The following is a 20,322-nucleotide window of genomic DNA, read 5'->3' as shown; positions in this document are numbered from 1 at the left end:
GCCGACAACGCTGCGGCCGCGATCCTATGCGATCAAGGTCAATTCGGCAAAGCGTTTGGAACCGCGCGACGCGCAGCCACGCCGTGCCGTGGATTCGGCATCACAGCACGGCCGCGGTCTGACCGTTGGTTGGCGCAAGGCCGATCGCCTCGCGTCAGAAGCCGACAGTCGCCGCCGCTAGTCGTCGAGGTCTGCCTCGACCTTGTCGAAGAACGAATAACGCAGGCTGTCGGAGTCGGCGTACCACTGTCCCGGCCCCTTGTTGGCGGCGAGCGTCAGCGTCCACAGCGCATCGGTGCAGTCGCGGCGGTGCATCGACAGGTCGAAGCCGTTGCCGAAGAACAACTCCGACCATTCCCACCAGGTGCCGAGCTTCTTCACTCCGCGCAACAGGTCGTAGCGATCGATCACCGCCGGCGCCATGTCCGAGGTCACCGACGCGAACACGACGCCGGTCTTGACCACGCGATTGAGCTCGCGCACCCCGCGCACGACCTGCTTCTCGCCGAGATGACACAGCGAGGTCTCGAACACGAAGTCGAACTCGTTGTCCTTGAACGGCATGTCGGCGATCGAGCCGAGCTTGTTGTACTTCTTGAGCGCCTTCGGCGTCTTGCCGTGGATGTAGCGGTTGTTCTCGATGCCCCAGGCATCGATGCCGCGCTCGCGCAGTGCCCCGACCAGCTCGCCGCTGGCGGAGCCGGCGATCAGCAGCTTGTAGCCCTTCGCCCTGCCCCAGACCGTCTTGATCAGGTCGGTCAGATAGGCCGGATCGGTGAAGTTGCGCCAGACCTCGCTGTAGGGACCGACGCCGCGATAATTGTCGAAATAGGTGCGGTCGATCTTGTCGCCCTGCGCGCCATCGTCCTGCGCGCGGGCGCGACGCAGCCGCATCATCTCGGTGACGACGATGTCGGTCGCGGCATCGGAGGAATCGAGCAGCCCGTTCAGCGTCGAATCGAACAGATAGTCGCCCACCACCACGATGCCGGGGTGCTCCTTCGGCTCGGGACGATGGTTGGTCATGACGTCGCGCACCGGCAGGCCGCCCGGCAGCGCGTTGACCGACGACAGCCAGCGGTGGGTCTTGCCTTCGAGGAAATGCGCGCGGGCATCGCCGAGCGAGGCCGGCAGCGACTTCAGTGCGGCGTCGATCAGTTCCTCGTCGCTGAGATTGGCGTAGGCGAGCGCGTCGGAGCCGGCGATCAGCCAGTTCAGCACGCCGTGCTTGCCGACATCGTGGCGCGCGCCTTCGTTGTAGACGCAGCAGCCGCCGAACGCCTCCGACATGAACCAGGCGCCCGGGATCTTCTCGCCCCAGAACGGCTCGTCGAACAGGATCGAGACGCGCAGATAGTGCGCGGGCCGATCGAAATAGGCGACGTGCTTGACCATCGACTTGCGCAACTGCTCGCCGTCCCAGCGCATGGTCGCGAGCCATGAGTGCGGCAGGCAGACCAGCACGAGGTCGAAGTCGCGCGTCTCCGGGCCCTTGCCGTTCATCATGTTGAGCTGGTAGCGGCCGGTCGCGGTCTTGCCGACCTTGAGGACGCGATGGTTGAGCTGGATGTCGGCGCTGACCTCCGAGCGCAGGCAATCGATCAGCTGCTCGTTGCCGTTCTGGATCGAATACAGGCCGATATAACCGTCGACGTCCATCACGTAGTTCTTCAGCGCGTTGAGGCCGTTGGTGTTGTGGCTCTCGGTCGCAAGGTCCGAGCGCGCCATCACCTTGAAGAACCGCTTGGCGGTCGCATCCTCGACCTCTTCGTCGAGGATCTGCTCGGCGGTCTTGTAGGCCCACGGATGCTCATTGTCGTGGGCGCCGACGCCCTCGTAATACTCGATCGGCGACACCAGATCGGTGCAACGCTTGCGGAACGCCTCGATCGCAGCCGCGGTCTTCGCGCCGTATTTGCGGCGCATGCCGGGCACGTCGGCGAGCAGCTCGCCGTCGAGCTGCACCTGCTCGGCATCCATCGGGATCGTCTGCAGGCCGAAATGCTGGATCAGCTCGCGCAGCGGGTCGGGTCCCGTCATCGAGTAATCGTAGATCTCGGCAACGCCGGCCTCGTACATCGCGGGCGCGCTGTCGAATTTGCGCGTGACGATCTTGCCGCCGAGGCGGTTCGACGCCTCGAAGATGGTGATGCGGCAGAGGTCGCCGAGTTTGCGCTTCAAATACCAGGCGCTCATCAGCCCCCCGGGGCCGCCGCCTACAATCGCCAAGTCGAGCATATGGGTTCCGTCGTCTCCGGCGCGAGCCAAACAGCCGGTCTAAGTCACCCTAGCAAAAGCACTTTTTTGCCTGAAGGGAAGATGAACAAACTGCGTCCCTGCACCGCAGCAGGGAAAGAAAGCAGCAAAAAGGCCGGCAAAACGCCGGCCTTCTCGCCATTACCGTAGTCTTGCGGAGGCCTATTCCGCGGGCGGCAGCGCCAGCGGCTCCGCTTCCGGGGCCGTCGGCACGATCGCCGCCTGCTGCTTCTCGCGCTCGTCGAGGATCAGCTTGTCGCGCTTGACCGCAACTTCGCGGATCCGCGCCATCGAGGCGCCGGTGCCGGCCGGGATCAGGCGACCGACAATGACGTTCTCCTTGAGGCCCTCGAGCGGGTCGATCTTGCCGTTGACCGCCGCCTCGGTGAGCACGCGCGTGGTCTCCTGGAACGAGGCCGCGGAGAAGAACGAGCGGGTCTGCAAGCTCGCCTTGGTGATGCCGAGCAGAACCGGCGTACCCGTGGCGGGCTTCTTGCCCTCTTCCTTGGCCTTGACGTTGAGCGCGTCGAACTCGATCTTGTCGACCTGCTCGCCCGAGATCATGTCGGTGTCGCCCTGATCGGTGACCTCGACCTTCTGCAGCATCTGACGGACAATCACCTCGATGTGCTTGTCGTTGATGAGCACGCCCTGCAACCGGTAGACCTCCTGGATTTCATTGACCAGATAGGCAGCGAGTTCCTCGATGCCCTTGATCGCCAGGATGTCGTGCGGCGCCGGATTGCCTTCGACGATGAAATCGCCCTTTTCGACGATGTCGCCGTCCTGAAGGTGGATGTGCTTGCCCTTCGGGATCAGGTACTCGCGCGGCTCCTCGGTCTTGTCCATCGGCTCGATCGAGATGCGGCGCTTGTTCTTGTAGTCGCGGCCGAAGCGGATCGTTCCCGCGGTCTCCGCGATGATCGCCGCATCCTTCGGCTTGCGAGCCTCGAACAGTTCCGCCACCCGCGGTAGACCGCCGGTGATGTCACGCGTCTTGGCGCTCTCGGTCGAGATACGCGCCAGGATGTCGCCGGGCATCACCTTCGCGCCGATGTCGACCGACAGAATGCCGTCGACCGACAGCATGTAGCGGGCATCGCCGCCACGCGCGAGCTTCAGCACCTTGCCATCCTTGCCCTTGACCACGATGGCCGGACGCAGGTCCGAGCCGCCGCGCGTCGTGCGCCAGTCGATGACCACGCGCTTGGCAATACCGGTCGATTCGTCGAGCGTTTCCGAGATCGACTGGCCTTCGACCAGATCCTCGAACCCGATCGTGCCCTCGACTTCGGTGAGCACCGGGCGGGTATAGGGATCCCACTCCGCGATGCGCTGGCCACGCTTGACCATGTCGCCTTCGTCGACGTGCATCTTCGAACCGTACTGAATACGGTGGGTTGCACGCTCGGTGCCGTCGGCATCGACGATCGCAACGACCATGTTGCGCACCATCGCGACCAGATTGCCTTCGCTGTTGCGGGCGATGGCCTTGTTCCGGATCACGATCTTGCCGTCGAAGTTCGATTCGACGAACGACTGCTCGTTGAGCTGCGCGGCGCCGCCGATGTGGAACGTGCGCATCGTCAGCTGCGTGCCGGGCTCACCGATCGACTGCGCCGCGATGACGCCGACGGCCTCACCGTGGTTGACCGGAGTGCCGCGGGCCAGATCGCGGCCATAGCACTTGGCGCAGATGCCGTTGACCAGCTCGCAGGTCAGTGCCGAGCGGATCTTCACCTCCTGGATGCCGGCCTGCTGGATCAGGTCGACGTGGCTCTCCTCCATCAAGGTGTCGCGCTTGATGACGACTTCATTGGTGGCGGGATCGCGCACGTCATCGCAGGCCGTGCGGCCCAGGATGCGCGAGCCAAGCGAGGCGACCACGGTGCCGGCGTCGACGATGGCGCGCATCTTGATGCCGAGCTTGGTGCCGCAATCGGTCTGCGTGATGATGCAGTCCTGCGCGACGTCGACCAGACGGCGGGTCAGGTAGCCGGAGTTCGCGGTCTTCAACGCGGTGTCCGCGAGGCCCTTGCGGGCGCCGTGGGTCGAGTTGAAGTACTCGAGCACCGACAGACCTTCCTTGAAGTTGGAAATGATCGGCGTCTCGATGATCTCGCCCGACGGCTTGGCCATCAGGCCGCGCATGCCGGCGAGCTGGCGCATCTGGGCCGGCGAACCACGCGCACCGGAGTGCGCCATCATGTAGATCGAGTTGATGTCGGCATCCGCGCCCGCCGCCGTCTTCTTGGTCGACGAGATCTCCTTCATCATCGCCTTGGCGACTTCTTCACCGGCCTTCGACCAGGCGTCGACGACCTTGTTGTACTTCTCGCCATGGGTGATCAGGCCGTCATTGTACTGCTGCTCGAAATCCTTCGCCAGCGTACGGGTCTGGTCCACGATCTTCCACTTCGACGCCGGCACGACCATGTCGTCCTTGCCGAACGAGATGCCCGCCTTGAAGGCGTTGTAGAAGCCGAGCGCCATGATGCGATCGCAGAAGATCACCGTCTCCTTCTGACCGCAGTGACGGTAGACCTGGTCGATCACGCCGGAGATCTCGCGCTTGGTCATCAGCTTGTTGATGATGTCGTACGAGATCTTGGTGCTCTTCGGCAGCAGGTTGCCGAGCATGACGCGGCCCGCGGTGGTTTCGATCCACCGCTTCGACATCTTGCCGTCCTCGTCCATGCCTTCCCACCGGTACTTGATCTTGGTGTGGAGGTGGATGACCTTCGAATGCAGGGCGTGCTCGAGCTCGGCCATGTCGCCGAAGATCTTGCCCTCACCGGGCAGGCCTTCGCGCATGATCGAGACGTAGTAGAGGCCGAGCACGATGTCCTGCGACGGCACGATGATCGGCTGGCCGTTCGCCGGATGCAGGATGTTGTTGGTCGACATCATCAGGACGCGCGCTTCCAGCTGCGCTTCGAGCGACAGCGGAACGTGCACGGCCATCTGGTCGCCGTCGAAGTCGGCGTTGAACGCGGCGCAGACCAGCGGATGCAGCTGGATCGCCTTGCCCTCGATCAGCACCGGCTCGAACGCCTGAATGCCGAGGCGATGCAGCGTCGGCGCGCGGTTGAGCAGCACCGGATGCTCGCGGATCACCTCATCGAGGATATCCCAGACCTCCGGACGCTCCTTCTCGACCAGCTTCTTGGCCTGCTTCACCGTGGTGGACAGACCCTTGGCATCGAGCCGCGAGTAGATGAACGGCTTGAACAGCTCGAGCGCCATCTTCTTCGGCAGGCCGCACTGATGCAGGCGCAGTTCGGGACCGACCACGATCACCGAACGGCCCGAATAGTCGACGCGCTTGCCGAGCAGGTTCTGGCGGAACCGGCCCTGCTTGCCCTTCAGCATGTCGGCGAGCGACTTCAGCGGGCGCTTGTTGGCGCCCGTGATGACGCGGCCGCGGCGGCCGTTGTCGAACAGCGCGTCGACGGCCTCCTGCAGCATGCGCTTTTCGTTGCGGATGATGATATCAGGCGCGCGCAGCTCCATCAGCCGCTTCAAACGGTTGTTGCGGTTGATGACGCGGCGGTAGAGGTCATTGAGGTCCGAGGTCGCGAACCGGCCGCCGTCGAGCGGCACCAGCGGACGCAGGTCCGGCGGAATCACCGGCACCACCGTCATGATCATCCACTCCGGCTTGTTGCCGGAGACGCGGAAGGCCTCGACGATCTTCAGACGCTTGGCGAGCTTCTTGTGCTTGATGTCGGAGTCGGTCTCCGCCATGTCGGCGCGCAGCGTCGCTTCGAGCTTCTCGAGCTCGAGCCCCTTCAGCAGCTCGCGGATCGCCTCGGCGCCGATCATGGCGGTGAAGCTGTCCTGGCCGTACTCGTCCTGCGCCTTCAGATACTCGTCTTCAGACAGCAGCTGACGGTCCTTCAGCGCGGTCAGACCCGGCTCGAGAACGACGTAGTATTCGAAGTACAGGATCCGCTCGAGATCCTTCAGGGTCATGTCGAGCAGCAAGCCGATGCGCGACGGCAGCGACTTCAGGAACCAGATGTGGGCGACCGGGGCCGCCAGCTCGATATGGCCCATGCGCTCGCGCCGGACGCGCGACAGCGTCACCTCGACCGAGCACTTCTCGCAGATGATGCCCTTGTACTTCATCCGCTTGTACTTGCCGCACAAGCACTCGTAGTCCTTGATCGGCCCGAAGATGCGCGCGCAGAACAGGCCGTCACGCTCCGGCTTGAAGGTGCGGTAGTTGATGGTCTCCGGCTTCTTGATCTCGCCGTACGACCAGGACAGAATCTTCTCCGGAGACGCGATCGAAATCCGGATCTGGTCGAAGACCTGAGCCGGCGTCGTCGGATTGAAAAGATTCATAATCTCTTGATTCATGGTCTTCTCCTCGCGTGCCGATCGTCACCGGCAGCAAATTCGAAAGTTTTAGTCAGCGCGCGCCCCGCTCACGTCCGAGAGGAGCGCGAAGGCCCGGCGCTGTCGCGCCGGGCATAAATCACAGCGTTACTCGGCCGCTTCCGATGTCGGCGCCGGTCCCACCTTGGAATTGTGCAGGTCGACGTTGAGGCCGAGCGAGCGCATTTCCTTGACCAGCACGTTGAACGATTCCGGAATACCGGCCTCGAAGGTGTCGTCGCCGCGCACGATCGCCTCGTACACCTTGGTACGGCCGGCGACGTCGTCCGACTTCACGGTCAGCATTTCCTGCAGCGTGTAGGCGGCGCCGTAGGCTTCCAGCGCCCAGACCTCCATTTCGCCGAAGCGCTGGCCGCCGAACTGCGCCTTGCCGCCCAGCGGCTGCTGGGTGACGAGCGAGTACGGACCGATCGAACGCGCGTGGATCTTGTCGTCCACGAGATGGTGCAGCTTGAGCATGTAGATGTAGCCCATCGTCACCTTGCGATCGAACGCATCGCCGGTACGGCCGTCATAGACGGTCGACTGGCCGGAGGCGTCGAAGCCCGCGAGCTTCAGCATCTCCTCGATGTCGGCTTCCTTGGCGCCGTCGAACACCGGCGTTGCGATCGGCACGCCGTGGCTCAGGTTGCGGCCGAGTTCCAGCAGCTCGTTGTCGTTCAGCGACTTGATGGTTTCATCCTCGCCGTAGATCTTCTTCAGGGTCTCGCGCAGCGGCTTGAGATCCTGCCTCTGATAATAGGCGTCGATGGTCTGGCCGATGCGCTTGCCGAGGCCGGCGCAGGCCCAACCGAGATGCGTCTCGAGGATCTGGCCGACGTTCATGCGTGAGGGCACGCCGAGCGGATTGAGCACGATATCGGCATGCGTACCGTCCTCGAGGAACGGCATGTCCTCGATCGGCACGATCTTCGACACCACGCCCTTGTTGCCGTGACGGCCGGCCATCTTGTCGCCGGGCTGGATCTTGCGCTTCACCGCGACGAAGACCTTGACCATCTTCATCACGCCGGGCGGCAGCTCGTCGCCACGCTGCAGCTTCTCGACCTTGTCGAGGAAGCGCTGCTCGAGGCCCTTCTTCGACTCGTCGTACTGCTTCCGCATGGCTCGATCTCGGCCATCAGCTTGTCGTTCGGCGAGGCGAACAGCCACCACTGCGACTTCGGATACTCGTCGAGCACCGCGCGGGTGATCTTGGTATCCTTCTTGAAGCCCTTCGGACCGGCGATGCCCTGGCGGTTCTCCAAGAGCTCGGCGAGACGGTTGTAGACGTTGCGGTCCAGAATGGCCTGCTCGTCGTCGCGGTCCTTGGCCAGACGCTCGATCTCTTCCCGCTCGATCGCCAGCGCACGCTCGTCCTTGTCGACGCCGTGGCGGTTAAACACGCGGACTTCCACGATGGTGCCCTGCACGCCCGGAGGCACGCGCAGCGAGGTATCGCGGACGTCGGAGGCCTTCTCGCCGAAGATGGCGCGGAGCAGCTTCTCTTCCGGCGTCATCGGGCTCTCGCCCTTCGGCGTGATCTTGCCGACCAGGATGTCGCCGGCGCGGACTTCCGCACCGATGTAGACGATACCGGCTTCGTCGAGGTTCTTCAGCGCTTCTTCCGAAACGTTCGGAATGTCGCGGGTGATTTCCTCAGGACCGAGCTTGGTGTCGCGGGCCATCACCTCGAACTCCTCGATATGGATCGAGGTGAAGACGTCGTCCTTCACGATCCGCTCGGAGAGCAGGATCGAGTCTTCGAAGTTGTAGCCGTTCCACGGCATGAACGCGACCAGCACGTTACGGCCGAGCGCGAGCTCGCCGAGATCGGTCGACGGACCGTCAGCGATGATGTCGCCCTTCTTGACGATGTCGCCGACTTTCACCAGCGGACGCTGGTTGATGCAGGTCGACTGGTTGGAGCGCTGGTACTTCATCAGCCGGTAGATATCGACGCCCGACTTGGTCGGATCGAGATCCTCGGTGGCGCGGATCACGACGCGGGTGGCGTCAATCTGGTCGATCACGCCCGAACGGCGGGCTGCGATCGCAGCACCGGAGTCACGGGCGACCACGCCTTCCATGCCGGTGCCGACGAACGGCGCCTCGGCGCGAACCAGCGGCACCGCCTGGCGCTGCATGTTCGAGCCCATCAGCGCACGGTTGGCGTCGTCGTTCTCGAGGAACGGGATCAGAGCCGCGGCGACCGAAACCAGCTGCTTCGGCGACACGTCCATGTAGTCGACCTTGTCCGGCGTCACCGGCAGCACTTCGCCGGCATGACGGCAGACCACCAGATCGTCGGTGAAGCGGCCCTTGGCATCGAGCGGCACGTTGGCCTGCGCGACGCGGTAGCGGCCCTCTTCCATCGCCGACAGATAGACCACCTCGTCGGTAACCCGGCCGTCCTTGATCTTGCGATAGGGCGTCTCGACGAAGCCGTACTTGTTGACGCGCGCGAACGTCGCCAGCGAGTTGATCAGGCCGATGTTCGGACCTTCCGGCGTTTCGATCGGGCAGATGCGGCCGTAATGCGTCGGATGCACGTCGCGGACTTCGAAGCCGGCACGCTCGCGGGTCAGACCGCCCGGGCCAAGCGCCGACAGGCGCCGCTTGTGGGTGATCTCCGACAGCGGGTTGGTCTGGTCCATGAACTGCGACAGCTGCGAGGAACCGAAGAACTCGCGCACCGCGGCGGCCGCGGGCTTGGCGTTGATCAGGTCCTGCGGCATCACGGTGTCGATATCGACGCTCGACATGCGCTCCTTGATGGCGCGCTCCATGCGGAGCAGGCCGATCCGGTACTGGTTCTCCATCAGCTCGCCGACCGAGCGCACCCGGCGGTTGCCGAGATGGTCGATGTCGTCGATCTCGCCCTTGCCGTCACGCAGGTCGACCAGCGTCTTGATCACCGCCAGGATGTCTTCCTTGCGCAGCGTGCGATGGGTGTCGGGCGCATCGAGCTCGAGGCGCATGTTCATCTTGACGCGGCCGACCGCGGAGAGGTCGTAGCGCTCGGCATCGAAGAACAGCGACTGGAACATGGCCTGCGCCGAATCCAGCGTCGGCGGCTCGCCCGGACGCATCACGCGGTAGATGTCGAACAGCGCGTCCTCACGCGTCATGTTCTTGTCGGCCGAGAGCGTGTTGCGGATGTAGGCACCGACATTGACGTGGTCGATGTCGAGCAGCGGCAGGTCCTTGTAGCCCTGCTCGTTGAGCACCTTGAGCGACTTCTCGGTGATCTCCTCGCCGGCCTCGGCGTAGATCTCACCGGTCTTCGGGTTGACGAGATCCTCGGCGAGGTAGTTGCCGACGAGCTCCTCGTCCGACATGCGCAGCGCCTTGAGGCCCTTCTCCTGCAGCTGGCGCGCCTGGCGCACGGTCAGCTTCTTGCCGGCCTCGAGCACCACCTTGCCGGTGTCGGCGTCGATCAGGTCGTTGACGGTCGAATAGCCGCGGAAGCGGTTGGCATCGAACGGCACGCGCCATCCGTCCTTGGTCCGCTTGTAGGTGATCTTCTTGTAGAAGGTCGACAGGATCTGCTCGCCGTCGAGACCGAGCGCGTACATCAGCGAGGTCACCGGCAGCTTGCGGCGGCGGTCGATGCGCGCGAACACGATGTCCTTGGCGTCGAACTCGATGTCGAGCCAGGAACCGCGATACGGAATCACGCGCGCGGCAAACAGCAGCTTGCCGGACGAATGGGTCTTGCCCTTGTCGTGGTCGAAGAACACGCCGGGCGAACGGTGCATCTGCGAGACGATGACGCGCTCGGTGCCGTTGACGACGAAGGTGCCGTTCATCGTCATGAGCGGGATGTCGCCCATGTAGACGTCCTGCTCCTTGATGTCCTTCACCGACTTGGCGCCGGTTTCCTCGTCGATATCGAACACGATGAGGCGCAGCGTCACCTTGAGCGGCGCAGCGAAGGTCATGCCGCGCTGGCGGCACTCATCGACGTCGTACTTCGGCTGCTCGAACTCGTAGCGGACGAATTCGAGCATCGAGGTGCCGGAGAAATCCGAGATCGGGAACACCGAGCGGAACACCGCCTGCAGGCCCTCGTCGAGGCGACCGCCGGCCGGCTCGTCAACCATCAGGAACTGGTCGTAGGATGCCTTCTGAACCTCGATGAGGTTCGGCATCTCGGCGACTTCCTTGATGTGACCGAAGAACTTGCGTACGCGTTTGCGACCGGTGAATGTCTGCTGCGCCATCGTGGCCTCTCATTTTCGTCGCCTTTGTGGGGCGAACCTTCCGGGAGCGACTGCCATCGGCCCCGGGTTGAATTTCGAATCGTCTCGAAGGAACGAAGCGCAAAGTCAGGAATTAAATCCCCGTCCCGGCCACCACCACCTCCAAAACGCAAAACACGCGCGGGGCGCATCACTGCACCCGCCCGTCCAAACGCTCCGCTTTACGGACTGAAAAAGCCCGAAATCTGACTGTCTCCCAACGGCTTCCGCCAGGGACCCTGCCGCCCCCGCCGCCTACCGTGTTTTTCCGCTGCCAACCCGATATGGGATGGCAATAAAGGAGATTCGAGGGTTAAGTCCACGGATCCCCACACTTTTTGTGTCCGGAACGCCACGCGACAACCTGTCGCATGCCGTTTGCATGGCCCGGGAGCGCCCTGCGGCGCTCCCGGATCGCGCATTACTTGAGCTCGACCTTTGCGCCAGCCTTCTCGAGCTGGGCCTTGATCTTGTCGGCTTCGTCCTTGTTGACGCCTTCCTTGACGGGCTTCGGAGCGCCTTCGACGAGGTCCTTGGCTTCCTTCAGGCCCAGGCCGGTGATGGCGCGGACTTCCTTGATGACTTCGATCTTCTTGTCGCCGGCAGCAGCCAGCACGACGGTGAAGTCGGTCTTCTCTTCAGCCGGAGCAGCGGCAGCGCCGCCGGCAGCCGGGCCAGCAACCGCGACGGCGGCAGCGGCGGACACGCCCCACTTTTCTTCGAGGAGCTTGGCGAGTTCGGCCGCTTCGAGCACGGTGAGGCTCGAGAGGTCGTCGACGATTTTCTGCAGATCAGCCATTGTTCAGTTCCTTAAACGTTTGGTTCGAACCAGGTTTGAGATTAGCGAAGGGTCAGGCCGCTTCGCCCTTTGAGGCATGAGCCTGAATGACGCGCGCGAGCTTGGCCGCAGGCGCATTCGAGAGCTGAGCAAGCTTGGTCGCCGGCGCCACGAGGAGGCCAACGATCTTGCCGCGCAGTTCGTCGAGCGACGGCAGTGAGGCAAGCGCCTTCACGCTGTCGACATTCAGGACGGTTTTACCCATCGAGCCGCCGAGGATGACGAACTTCTCGTTCGCCTTGGCGAATTCGATGGCAACCTTTGGCGCCGCAACCGGATCGCTCGAAGTAGCGATCACGGTCGGCCCCTTCAGCAGGGAGCCGATGGCAGCGACGTCAGTGCCTTCAAGAGCAATTTTGGCGAGACGGTTCTTCGAGACCTTCACCGATGCGCCCGCCTGCTTCATCTGCATGCGCAGCTTCTGCATCTGGGCCACGGTGAGGCCGGAATAGTGAGCAACGATCGCAACCGACGTGGTCTTGAAGACCTCGTTGAGTTGTTCGACCGACTCTTTTTTTGCCGCTCGTTCCACAGCAAGCTCTTTCCGGTTGGCGGCCTTTCCGCGAAGGCAGGGACCGCCGGGTTGCACCCATCGTCCCGCCCTAAACCTGATCCAGAGGGTACAAGACCCTTCGGACATGCCGGGCAAGACGACATCTAGAAGCCTGCCCTCCCAAAGCCTTGCGGCCATGGGCTGTCGAGGTTCGAACCAAACCAGCCTTCCAGCCGCGAACATGCCGCGACGTGAAGCGCAAAATCCGGTCTTCACCCGTCTATGCAGGCCATGCGATTAAGCCGTTGAAAACACGAAGTTCTCGCGGGCGCCTGCAGTCTTGGACAGGATCGAGGCACTTCAGCACGCTGAAGGCCCCTGCTCTCACTCCGTTCCGAGGCGACGGGTCTCCTTCCTTTCGAGCATCCTTGCGGGCATGCGGAAAGGAATGATCTCCTATCATCTCAGGTTTTCGGAATGCGAGCACGGACATGCCAGCAAGTGCCAGCACGCCCGGAGCGCGCTATGTAGCCGGTCCTGCCCGGCTTGCCAAGAGCAAATATTGGACCAGTTTCATATGACGGCCGAGAACCGGTTCCGGTCACGGAACGCGCTTATGCTCCGCTCACCTTATAAGGCAACGGCTGGCCGGTAAGGCAACGGCTGGCCGGCAAAGAACGCGTCGAGATTGGCGAGCACGCAGTCCTGCATTGCGACGTGCGATTCCAGGGTGTGGCCGCCGAGATGCGGCGACAGCACCACGTTCGGCAAGGCCGTCAGCGGGCCCGGCGCATGTGGTTCCCGGGCGAACACGTCGAGGCCGGCGCCGGCGATCACACCGTCGGTCAGCGCCGCGACCAGCGCCGCCTCGTCAATGACCGAGCCGCGCGAGATGTTGACGACGAATCCGTCACCACCGAGCCGGCGCAGGATGTCGGCGTTGACCGCATGCTCGGTCTCGGCGCCGGCGCGTACGGCGATCATGAGCACGCTGCACCAGTCGGCGAGCGCCTCCAGCGTCGGAAAATACTGGTACGGCACGTCGTGCTTCGAGCGGCTGAAATAGCCGACCTCGGTCTCGAAGGCGGCGACGCGGGCGGCGATCTTGCGGCCGATCTCGCCCATGCCGTAGACGCCGACCTTGCGGCCGCGCATGCCGGCCTGCGGCCGCATCATCGGCGACGGCTTTGCACCGGCCCAGTCGCCGCTCCGGACATAGTCGTCGGCCACCAGCAGACGCCGCACCGATGCCAGCATCAGGGTCAATGCCGTGTCGGCAACCGATGCCGCATTGGCACCGGGGCTGTGGCCGACCGCGATGCCCCGCTGGGCGGCAGCGGCGAGATCGACGCCGTCATAGCCGGTGCCATAGCAGACGATCGCGCCGAGCTTCGGCAGCATGTCCATGACGTCGCCACGCAGCGGCGTGCCGCCCGCAGTGATCATGGCTCTGACGTCAGCGAACTCGGCCGTCGGAAACGCTTCGTCCAGCCGCTTGCCCGCGGCGTTGAGCAGTTCATAGCGCTCGCCGAAGCGGATCAGCTGGGCCTTGGGAAAGCGCGAATAGACCAGGACCTTATCGGGCATTGTTCTTCTTTCCTGCGAGAGGCTTCACCTGGAGCCTTTTCCATTCCAATTGAAGCGGAACGCGACTCTCGATTCTCGTTCTGACGCGTTTCCTCCGCTCGAAAACGCTCCGGCAAAACAAAGGGCGGAACCGGTTGCCCGATCCCGCCCCTCTTTATCTCGTCACGGCCAAGGATATCAGCCGAGGATGGTGCCCGGCTCGACCTTCACGCCCGGACCCATGGTGGAGGAAACCGCCACGCGCTGGATATAGGTGCCCTTGGAACCCGCCGGCTTCGCCTTGGAGACCGCGTCGGCGAGCGCCTTGACGTTCTCGACCAGCTTGTCCTCGGAGAACGAGGCCTTGCCGATGCCGGCCTGCACGATGCCGGCCTTCTCGACGCGGAACTCGACCGAGCCGCCCTTGGCGCCCTTCACGGCGTTGGCGACGTCCATGGTGACGGTGCCGATCTTCGGGTTCGGCATCATGCCGCGCGGACCGAGCACCTTACCGAGGCGGCCGACCAGCGGCATCATGTCGGGGGTCGCGATACAACGATCGAAATCGATCGCACCGCCCTGCACCTTCTCGACCAGGTCTTCAGCACCGACGACGTCGGCGCCGGCAGCCTTGGCTTCCTCGGCCTTGGCGCCGCGCGCGAACACGCCGACGCGCAACGTGCGGCCGGTGCCGTTCGGCAGATTGACGACGCCGCGGACCATCTGGTCGGCGTGGCGCGGGTCGACGCCGAGATTGATTGCGATCTCGATGGTCTCGTCGAACTTCGACTTGGCGCGCTCCTTGACCATCTTGATGGCGTCCGCGAGCGGGTAGAGCTTCTCGCGATCGACGCCCTCACGGGCCTTCTTCAAACGCTTTCCGATTGTCATGGCCCGTTACCCCGCAACTTCCAGACCCATCGAACGGGCAGAGCCCTCGACCATCTTCATGGCCGATTCAATGGTGTCGCAATTCAAGTCCTTCATCTTCTTCTCGGCGATCTCGCGCACCTGCGCCTTGGTCACCTTGCCGGCCTTGTCGCGGCCCGGCGCCTTCGATCCGGACTGGATCTTGGCGGCCTGCTTGAGGAAGTAGGACATCGGAGGGGTCTTCATCTCGAAGGTGAAGGACCGGTCCGCATAGATCGTGATGATCACGGGGATCGGGGTGTTCTTCTCTTCCTTCTGGGTCTGCGCGTTGAACGCCTTGCAGAACTCCATGATGTTCAGACCGCGCTGACCAAGCGCGGGGCCGATCGGGGGCGAAGGATTCGCCGCACCGGCCGGGACCTGAAGCTTCAGGTATCCGGTCACTTTCTTTGCCATTTATCACTCCTGTTGTGCCGGACGGGGCCGGCGGTTTCAGGTTCCGTGGTTCGGTTGAAGGGGCTGGCGACCGCCTCCTCCCTCCCACGGCCTCTCACTTGACGGGGGGCATATACCCCACGCCGTCCGGTCAGACCACCTTTTCGACCTGACCGAATTCCAGTTCCACCGGGGTCGCGCGGCCGAAGATCGACACCGCGACCTTCACGCGCGAGCGCGCCTCGTCGATTTCTTCCACCACGCCGGAGAACGAGGCGAACGGGCCGTCGGCCACGCGCACGTTCTCGCCGATTTCGAACGACACCGACGCCTTCGGACGCTCAACGCCCTCCTGCACCTGGTGCAGAATCCGCATCGCCTCGTTTTCCGAGATCGGCATCGGCTTGTTTTCCGCGCCGAGGAAGCCGGTCACCTTCGGGGTGTTCTTGATCAGATGGAACGCCTCGTCGGTCAGCTTCATCTTCACCAGCACGTAGCCCGGGAAGAACTTGCGCTCGGCGTCGATCTTGCGGCCGCGGCGCACCTCGGTGACCTTCTCGGTCGGCACCAGCACCTGCTCGAACAGCTCTTCCAGTCCGCGCTGCTTGGCCTGCTCGCGGATCGACTCCGCGACCTTCTTCTCGAAGTTCGAATAGGCGTGAACGATGTACCAGCGCTTGTCCATCAATTGAGTTCCCATGCTCATCAGTGGATGCCCAGTATCAGGGTGATCAGATAACGGATGATCTGATCTGCGGCGAAGAAGAAGATCGAGGCCAGCGCCACCATCACGAACACCATGATAGTGGTGATCGTCGTCTCGCGGCGCGTCGGCCAGGTGACCTTGGCGGTCTCCGAGCGCACTTCCTGAAGGAATTTGAACGGGCTGAAAGCATCGTGAGATCCGCGTCCGTCTCCGGACGATTGCAACGTTTCAAGGAATCCGAACAGCCGACCTTGCGGACCCAGCCCTCGTTTGGAAGGTTGAGCCGATAAACGAGCTCGAATGTTCGGGGAATTAGGCCGCGCCGGATATCCGCGATCAAAGCGGGCCGGCTGCGAGTGCCGCGTATCTACTGCGAGAGGAGCCAAACGTCAAGGTCGGCACCGTCGCGCCCCGCCCCGGCCGCACCTCGGGCGGATCGGAACGGGGCCTCTCAAATCAAGCACTTAGGCGGACAGCTTGGGGCCATGGCTCAAGCCTTCCGCCGTATCGGCGGGGTCGGTTATCCGGCAAAGCTCGTCTGCACCGCCTGATCCAGCGTGGCGCCGCCGACATAGCGCTGCCGCAGCTCGCGCTTCAGCAGCTTGCCGCTCGGGTTCTTCGGCAGGGCATCCACGAAGATGACCCGCTTCGGCACCTTGAAATGGGCCATCGACGCCGCGCAATGCTTGATGACGGCGTCGGCATCGAGGTCCTGGCCGGCCTTGACCACGACGATCGCGGTCACCGCCTCGATCCAGCGCGGGTCGGGCAACCCGACCACCGCAACCTCGGACACCGCCGGCAGCCGGTAGATCATCTCCTCGACCTCGCGGCTCGCGACATTCTCGCCGCCGCTCTTGATCATGTCCTTCACGCGGTCGACCACGGTGATGTAGCCGTCGGCATCGACAACAGCGAGATCGCCGGAATGAAACCAGCCGCCGGCGAACGCCGCCGCGGTCTTCGCGGGATCGTTGTAGTAACCGGACAACAGATGCGGCGAGCGGTGCACGATCTCGCCGACCTCGCCGACCGCGACGTCGGTCATGTCGGGCCTGACCACCCGCGTCTCGACATTGATCGCGGGCTTGCCGGCGGAGCCTGCCTTCGGCAGCTGGTCCTCCGGCGCCAGCACGGTCGCGAGCGGCGCGATCTCGGTCTGGCCGTAGAAATTCCAGAACTTCACGTCGGGCAGCCGGCGCTGCAATTCGAGCAGCACCTCGACCGGCATGATCGAGGCGCCGTAATAGCCCTTGCGCAGGGTCGACAAGTCAGTGCGATCGAACGCGCCCGAGCGCAGCATCGCGATCCAGATCGTCGGAGGCGCGAAGAACGAGTTGATCTTGTGGGCCGCGATCAGCGCCAGGACATTGTCGGGCACCGGCTTGCCGGTGATGAGACTGGTAGCGCCGAGATAGATCGCGGGCCCGAGGAACACGTCGAGCTGTGCGCAATGATAGAGCGGCAGCGCGTGCAAGACGGTGTCGTCGGTCGCCATGCTGCCGTCGATGATGCAGCTGACATACTGCCACATCACCGCTTCATGGGTGAGGATCGCGCCCTTCGGCAGCGACTCCGTGCCACTGGTGTAGATGATCTGCGCGGGATCGCGGCTGTCGACCGATACGTCCGGCGCTGAGGCGTCGCCGTGCAGCAGGCTGTCGAAGGTCGTGATGCCGCCGGGCGCCGTGGCCGGATCTTCGCCCGGCAGCCAGATCAGGGTTTCGACCGCCGAGCCCTTGGCGGCGGCAGCGTGCGCCGTCTCCACGAAATCGGGTCCGACCGCGAGCAGCTTGGCGCCGGAATTGGCGAGGATGAAATTGATCTCGTCGGGATTGAGCATGAAATTGATCGGCACCAGGATCGCGCCGATCCGCGCCACCGCGAAGCGCAGCGCGGCGAAGCCGTGCGAGTTGCGTGACAGCACCGCGACGCGGTCGCCTTTCGCGATGCCGAGGCCGAGCAGGCCGCGCCCCAGCCGATTGCAGATCGCATCCATCTCCGCGAAGGTCCAGCTCACCTCGCCGCAGATCAGCGCGGTCTTGGCCGGATAGCGCCTGGCGGACCGGCGCAGCAAATCGCCGATGCTGTGCTCGCGGGCGCGCTGGATGGTTGCTGCGATGTTGTCGCTCATGAAGTTCCTCCCGAATGTGCTTCTTGTTGTTGTCGTGTCTTTGCCGCTCCGCCGCTATTGCCGGGCGGCGTAGGCGTGTTCCATGTAGGTGTGCTCGACCGAACGATCGAGCGAGGCGATCTTCTCGAAGCCGCGCCGCCAGTCCTGCAAGTGCCGTCGCGTCCACAGCACGCCGGCCTCCTTGTCGCGCCGCCTGATCGCATCGAGGATGTGGCCATGCGCCTCGACGAGGCGCGCGCCGCCTTCGGGCACGCCGCCGACGATCATCTCGGTGGTCGGAAAGAACAGCTGCGCAGCGGGCTCGCGGGCGAGCTGCAACACGCGGTTCTGCGAGGCCTTGGCCATCAGCACATGGAATTCCACGTCGCACTCGGCGAGCTCTGCGGGATTACCCACGACAGCGGCGCTCCGCTCGAGATTGCCGGCGAGCTCGGCGATGTTCTCCTCGGTCGCGCGCTCCACCGCGCCCTCGACGCTCGCGACCTCCAGCGTCATCGAGGTCTCGAACAGTTCGCGGAACGTCACCTCGTGCAGGATCAACGCACGCGACAGCCGCGTGGCGAGCTTGTTGTAGCGCGGCAGGCAAGCCTGCAGGCGGCGGCTGGAATCGCGGCGGATCAGCCCACCCTCCTCAAGCACGCGAATGCCTTCGCGCACTGTCGAGCGGTTGACGCCGAACTGCGCGACCAGCTGCTGCTCGGTGCCGATCGGCTCGCCCGGCTTGATCCGGCCGTTGATGATCTCGCGCTCGATCGCGTCGGCGACCTTCTGATAGGCCGGCGCGACGTCGATGCGCCGGAACAGCGGCGTGGAAGGCACCCTGGGCTCCTGATTGTTGCTTGTCGGACAAAGTGTAAGCGAAGGCCGGCGAAGCGTCAAATGAGCTGTTGTTGGCCGAAATGTCGCACCAAGCCGGTCCAGAATTGACACTGGAACCTGACAAATCTAGCTTTGTCGGACAAACAGATAAGAACGTCCGGGGAGGCACATCATCATGAAATCCATCGCCACGAGTCTGTCCGCGACCGGCCTGCTTGCCGCAGTGCTGGCGGGGCCCGCGCTCGCGCAACAGACGCCGCTCAAGATCGGTGTGCTGACCGATTTCCAGTCGGTCTATTCGGACATCGGCGGCGCCGGGAATGTCGAAGCCACCAAGATGGCGATCGAGGAGTTCGGCGGGTCGATGTTCGGCAAGCCGATCGAGCTCGTTACCGCCGACGCCCTCAACAAGGCCGACGTCGCCGCCACCATCACCCGCAAATGGTACGAGGCTGAGAACGTCGACATGATCATCGACATGCCGACCTCGGCGACCGCGCTCGCCGGCATGGAGATGTCGAAGCAGTTCGAGAAGATCATGATCGTGACGGATGCTGCGAGCTCCGACATCACCGGCAAGTCCTGCTCGCCCTACACGCTGCACTGGACCTACGATACCTACGCCAACGCCCACACCGTCGGCAGCGCGATCGTGAAGAACGGCGGCGACAGCTGGTTCTTCATCACCGCCGACTACGTGTTCGGCCACTCGATCGAGCGCGACACCGGCGACGTGGTCCGCGCCGCCGGCGGCAAGGTGCTCGGCAGCGCCCGGCACCCGCTTAACACGCCGGACTTCTCCTCCTTCCTGCTGCAGGCGCAGTCGTCGAAGGCGAAGATCGTCGGCCTCGCCAATGGCGGCGGCGACACCATCAACGCGATCAAGCAAGCCGCCGAATTCGGCATCGTCGCGGGCGGGCAGAACCTCGCCGGCATCGTGATGTTCATCTCCGACATCCACAGCCTCGGTCTGAAGCTCGCACAGGGCCTGATTATCACCGAGGCCTACTATTGGGACCTCAACGACCGCACCCGCGCCTTCGGCAAGCGCTTCTTCGAGCGCATGAAGCGGATGCCGACCATGAACCAGGCCGCGACCTACAGCGCCACCCTGCACTACCTCAACGCGGTCAAGGCCGCCGGCACCAAGGAGACCAAGCCGGTTTTGGCGAAGATGCGCGCCACCCCGGTGCGCGACGCCTTCACCGACAATGGCGTGGTGCGCGAGGACGGCCGCATGGTGCATTCGATGTTCCTGTTCGAGGTCAAGAAGCCCGAGGAATCGAAGGCGCCGTGGGATTACTACAAGGTGCTCGCCGAGGTGCCCGGCGACCAGGCGTTCCGACCGCTCAAGGACGGTGGCTGCCCGCTGATCAAGTGAGTGAAAATGATCATGGCCGGGGTCCAGGACCTCGGCCAAGGCATTCAAATTGTTGGCTAAAAGCTGGCGGGAAAGCTGGCAGGAGTGGCAGGGCTCGAACCTGCGACCCCCGGTTTTGGAGACCGGTGCTCTACCAATTGAGCTACACTCCTGCAGGGAACCAGCGTCGCCGCCGGTTCGCGCCGTTTCAAGCACAG

The 20,322-nt window shown here is 63.8% G+C and carries 12 protein-coding genes, 1 tRNA gene and 1 pseudogene; 1 reads left to right on the top strand and 13 read right to left on the bottom strand.

Annotated features, from left to right (window positions below; genetic code table 11):
* Positions 1-177: 177 nt before the first annotated feature.
* The 12 genes and pseudogenes from ALC15_RS01440 to ALC15_RS01385 all read right to left on the bottom strand — a co-directional run bounded on the left by ALC15_RS01440 (position 178) and on the right by ALC15_RS01385 (position 18,744).
* Positions 178-2,238: an FAD-dependent oxidoreductase gene (locus ALC15_RS01440; protein WP_050625736.1), complete on the bottom strand. Its 2,061-nt coding sequence runs from the start codon at positions 2,236-2,238 to the stop codon at positions 178-180.
* A 180-nt stretch (positions 2,239-2,418) separates the two neighbouring features.
* Complete coding sequence (gene rpoC / locus ALC15_RS01435) at positions 2,419-6,621, bottom strand: DNA-directed RNA polymerase subunit beta' (RefSeq protein ID WP_050625735.1); 4,203 nt, start codon at positions 6,619-6,621, stop codon at positions 2,419-2,421.
* Between the two features lie 126 nt (positions 6,622-6,747).
* A pseudogene (rpoB, locus tag ALC15_RS01430) lies at positions 6,748-10,865 on the bottom strand (DNA-directed RNA polymerase subunit beta).
* Positions 10,866-11,304: 439 nt separating this feature from the next.
* Entirely contained in the window at positions 11,305-11,682 is a 378-nt protein-coding gene (rplL, locus tag ALC15_RS01425) for a 50S ribosomal protein L7/L12 (RefSeq protein WP_050420389.1), read from the bottom strand.
* Positions 11,683-11,734: 52 nt separating this feature from the next.
* A complete protein-coding gene (gene rplJ / locus ALC15_RS01420; RefSeq protein ID WP_050625734.1) occupies positions 11,735-12,253 on the bottom strand; it encodes a 50S ribosomal protein L10 in 519 nt (172 codons plus the stop codon).
* A gap of 591 nt (positions 12,254-12,844) precedes the next feature.
* Positions 12,845-13,801: a 2-hydroxyacid dehydrogenase gene (locus ALC15_RS01415; RefSeq protein WP_050625733.1), complete on the bottom strand. Its 957-nt coding sequence runs from the start codon at positions 13,799-13,801 to the stop codon at positions 12,845-12,847.
* 177 nt (positions 13,802-13,978) lie between these two features.
* Positions 13,979-14,671 (bottom strand): 50S ribosomal protein L1, encoded by a 693-nt coding sequence (gene rplA, locus ALC15_RS01410; protein WP_050625732.1) that lies wholly within the window; start codon positions 14,669-14,671, stop codon positions 13,979-13,981.
* Positions 14,672-14,677: 6 nt separating this feature from the next.
* A complete protein-coding gene (gene rplK, locus ALC15_RS01405) occupies positions 14,678-15,106 on the bottom strand; it encodes a 50S ribosomal protein L11 (RefSeq protein WP_011088164.1) in 429 nt (142 codons plus the stop codon).
* Between the two features lie 130 nt (positions 15,107-15,236).
* Entirely contained in the window at positions 15,237-15,770 is a 534-nt protein-coding gene (gene nusG / locus ALC15_RS01400; RefSeq protein WP_050625731.1) for a transcription termination/antitermination protein NusG, read from the bottom strand.
* A gap of 20 nt (positions 15,771-15,790) precedes the next feature.
* Positions 15,791-16,015, bottom strand: coding sequence for a preprotein translocase subunit SecE (secE, locus tag ALC15_RS01395; protein WP_050625730.1), 225 nt, complete (start codon positions 16,013-16,015; stop codon positions 15,791-15,793).
* Between the two features lie 296 nt (positions 16,016-16,311).
* The gene (locus tag ALC15_RS01390) at positions 16,312-17,925 is read right to left on the bottom strand and encodes an acyl-CoA synthetase (protein WP_050625729.1); all 1,614 of its coding nucleotides are present in this window, start codon (positions 17,923-17,925) and stop codon (positions 16,312-16,314) included.
* Between the two features lie 54 nt (positions 17,926-17,979).
* On the bottom strand, positions 17,980-18,744 hold the full coding sequence (locus tag ALC15_RS01385; protein WP_050625728.1) for a FadR/GntR family transcriptional regulator: 765 nt from the start codon (positions 18,742-18,744) through the stop codon (positions 17,980-17,982).
* 175 nt (positions 18,745-18,919) lie between these two features.
* On the opposite strand from ALC15_RS01385, the gene ALC15_RS01380 reads away from it, so the two are divergent.
* The gene (locus ALC15_RS01380) at positions 18,920-20,125 is read left to right on the top strand and encodes an ABC transporter substrate-binding protein (RefSeq protein WP_050625727.1); all 1,206 of its coding nucleotides are present in this window, start codon (positions 18,920-18,922) and stop codon (positions 20,123-20,125) included.
* A 76-nt stretch (positions 20,126-20,201) separates the two neighbouring features.
* On the opposite strand, the gene ALC15_RS01375 is transcribed toward ALC15_RS01380, so the two are convergent.
* Positions 20,202-20,277: transfer RNA gene (locus ALC15_RS01375), tRNA-Trp, on the bottom strand.
* Positions 20,278-20,322: the final 45 nt, after the last annotated feature.

This window comes from Bradyrhizobium viridifuturi (assembly GCF_001238275.1).
GTDB lineage: Bacteria > Pseudomonadota > Alphaproteobacteria > Rhizobiales > Xanthobacteraceae > Bradyrhizobium > Bradyrhizobium viridifuturi.
Note: the sequence above shows the minus strand (reverse complement) of the source record. Positions and strands in the feature narration are given on the sequence as shown.

Excerpts from the sequence above, each read along its gene's own strand:
- ALC15_RS01440 (WP_050625736.1), bottom strand. The coding sequence starts at position 2,238 with ATGCTCGACTTGGCGATTGTAGGCGGCGGCCCCGGGGGGCTGATGAGC.
- rpoC (WP_050625735.1), bottom strand. The coding sequence starts at position 6,621 with ATGAATCAAGAGATTATGAATCTTTTCAATCCGACGACGCCGGCTCAG.
- rplL (WP_050420389.1), bottom strand. The coding sequence starts at position 11,682 with ATGGCTGATCTGCAGAAAATCGTCGACGACCTCTCGAGCCTCACCGTG.
- ALC15_RS01415 (WP_050625733.1), bottom strand. The coding sequence starts at position 13,801 with ATGCCCGATAAGGTCCTGGTCTATTCGCGCTTTCCCAAGGCCCAGCTG.
- rplA (WP_050625732.1), bottom strand. The coding sequence starts at position 14,671 with ATGACAATCGGAAAGCGTTTGAAGAAGGCCCGTGAGGGCGTCGATCGC.
- rplK (WP_011088164.1), bottom strand. The coding sequence starts at position 15,106 with ATGGCAAAGAAAGTGACCGGATACCTGAAGCTTCAGGTCCCGGCCGGT.
- nusG (WP_050625731.1), bottom strand. The coding sequence starts at position 15,770 with ATGGACAAGCGCTGGTACATCGTTCACGCCTATTCGAACTTCGAGAAG.
- ALC15_RS01390 (WP_050625729.1), bottom strand. The coding sequence starts at position 17,925 with ATGAGCGACAACATCGCAGCAACCATCCAGCGCGCCCGCGAGCACAGC.
- ALC15_RS01380 (WP_050625727.1), top strand. The coding sequence starts at position 18,920 with ATGAAATCCATCGCCACGAGTCTGTCCGCGACCGGCCTGCTTGCCGCA.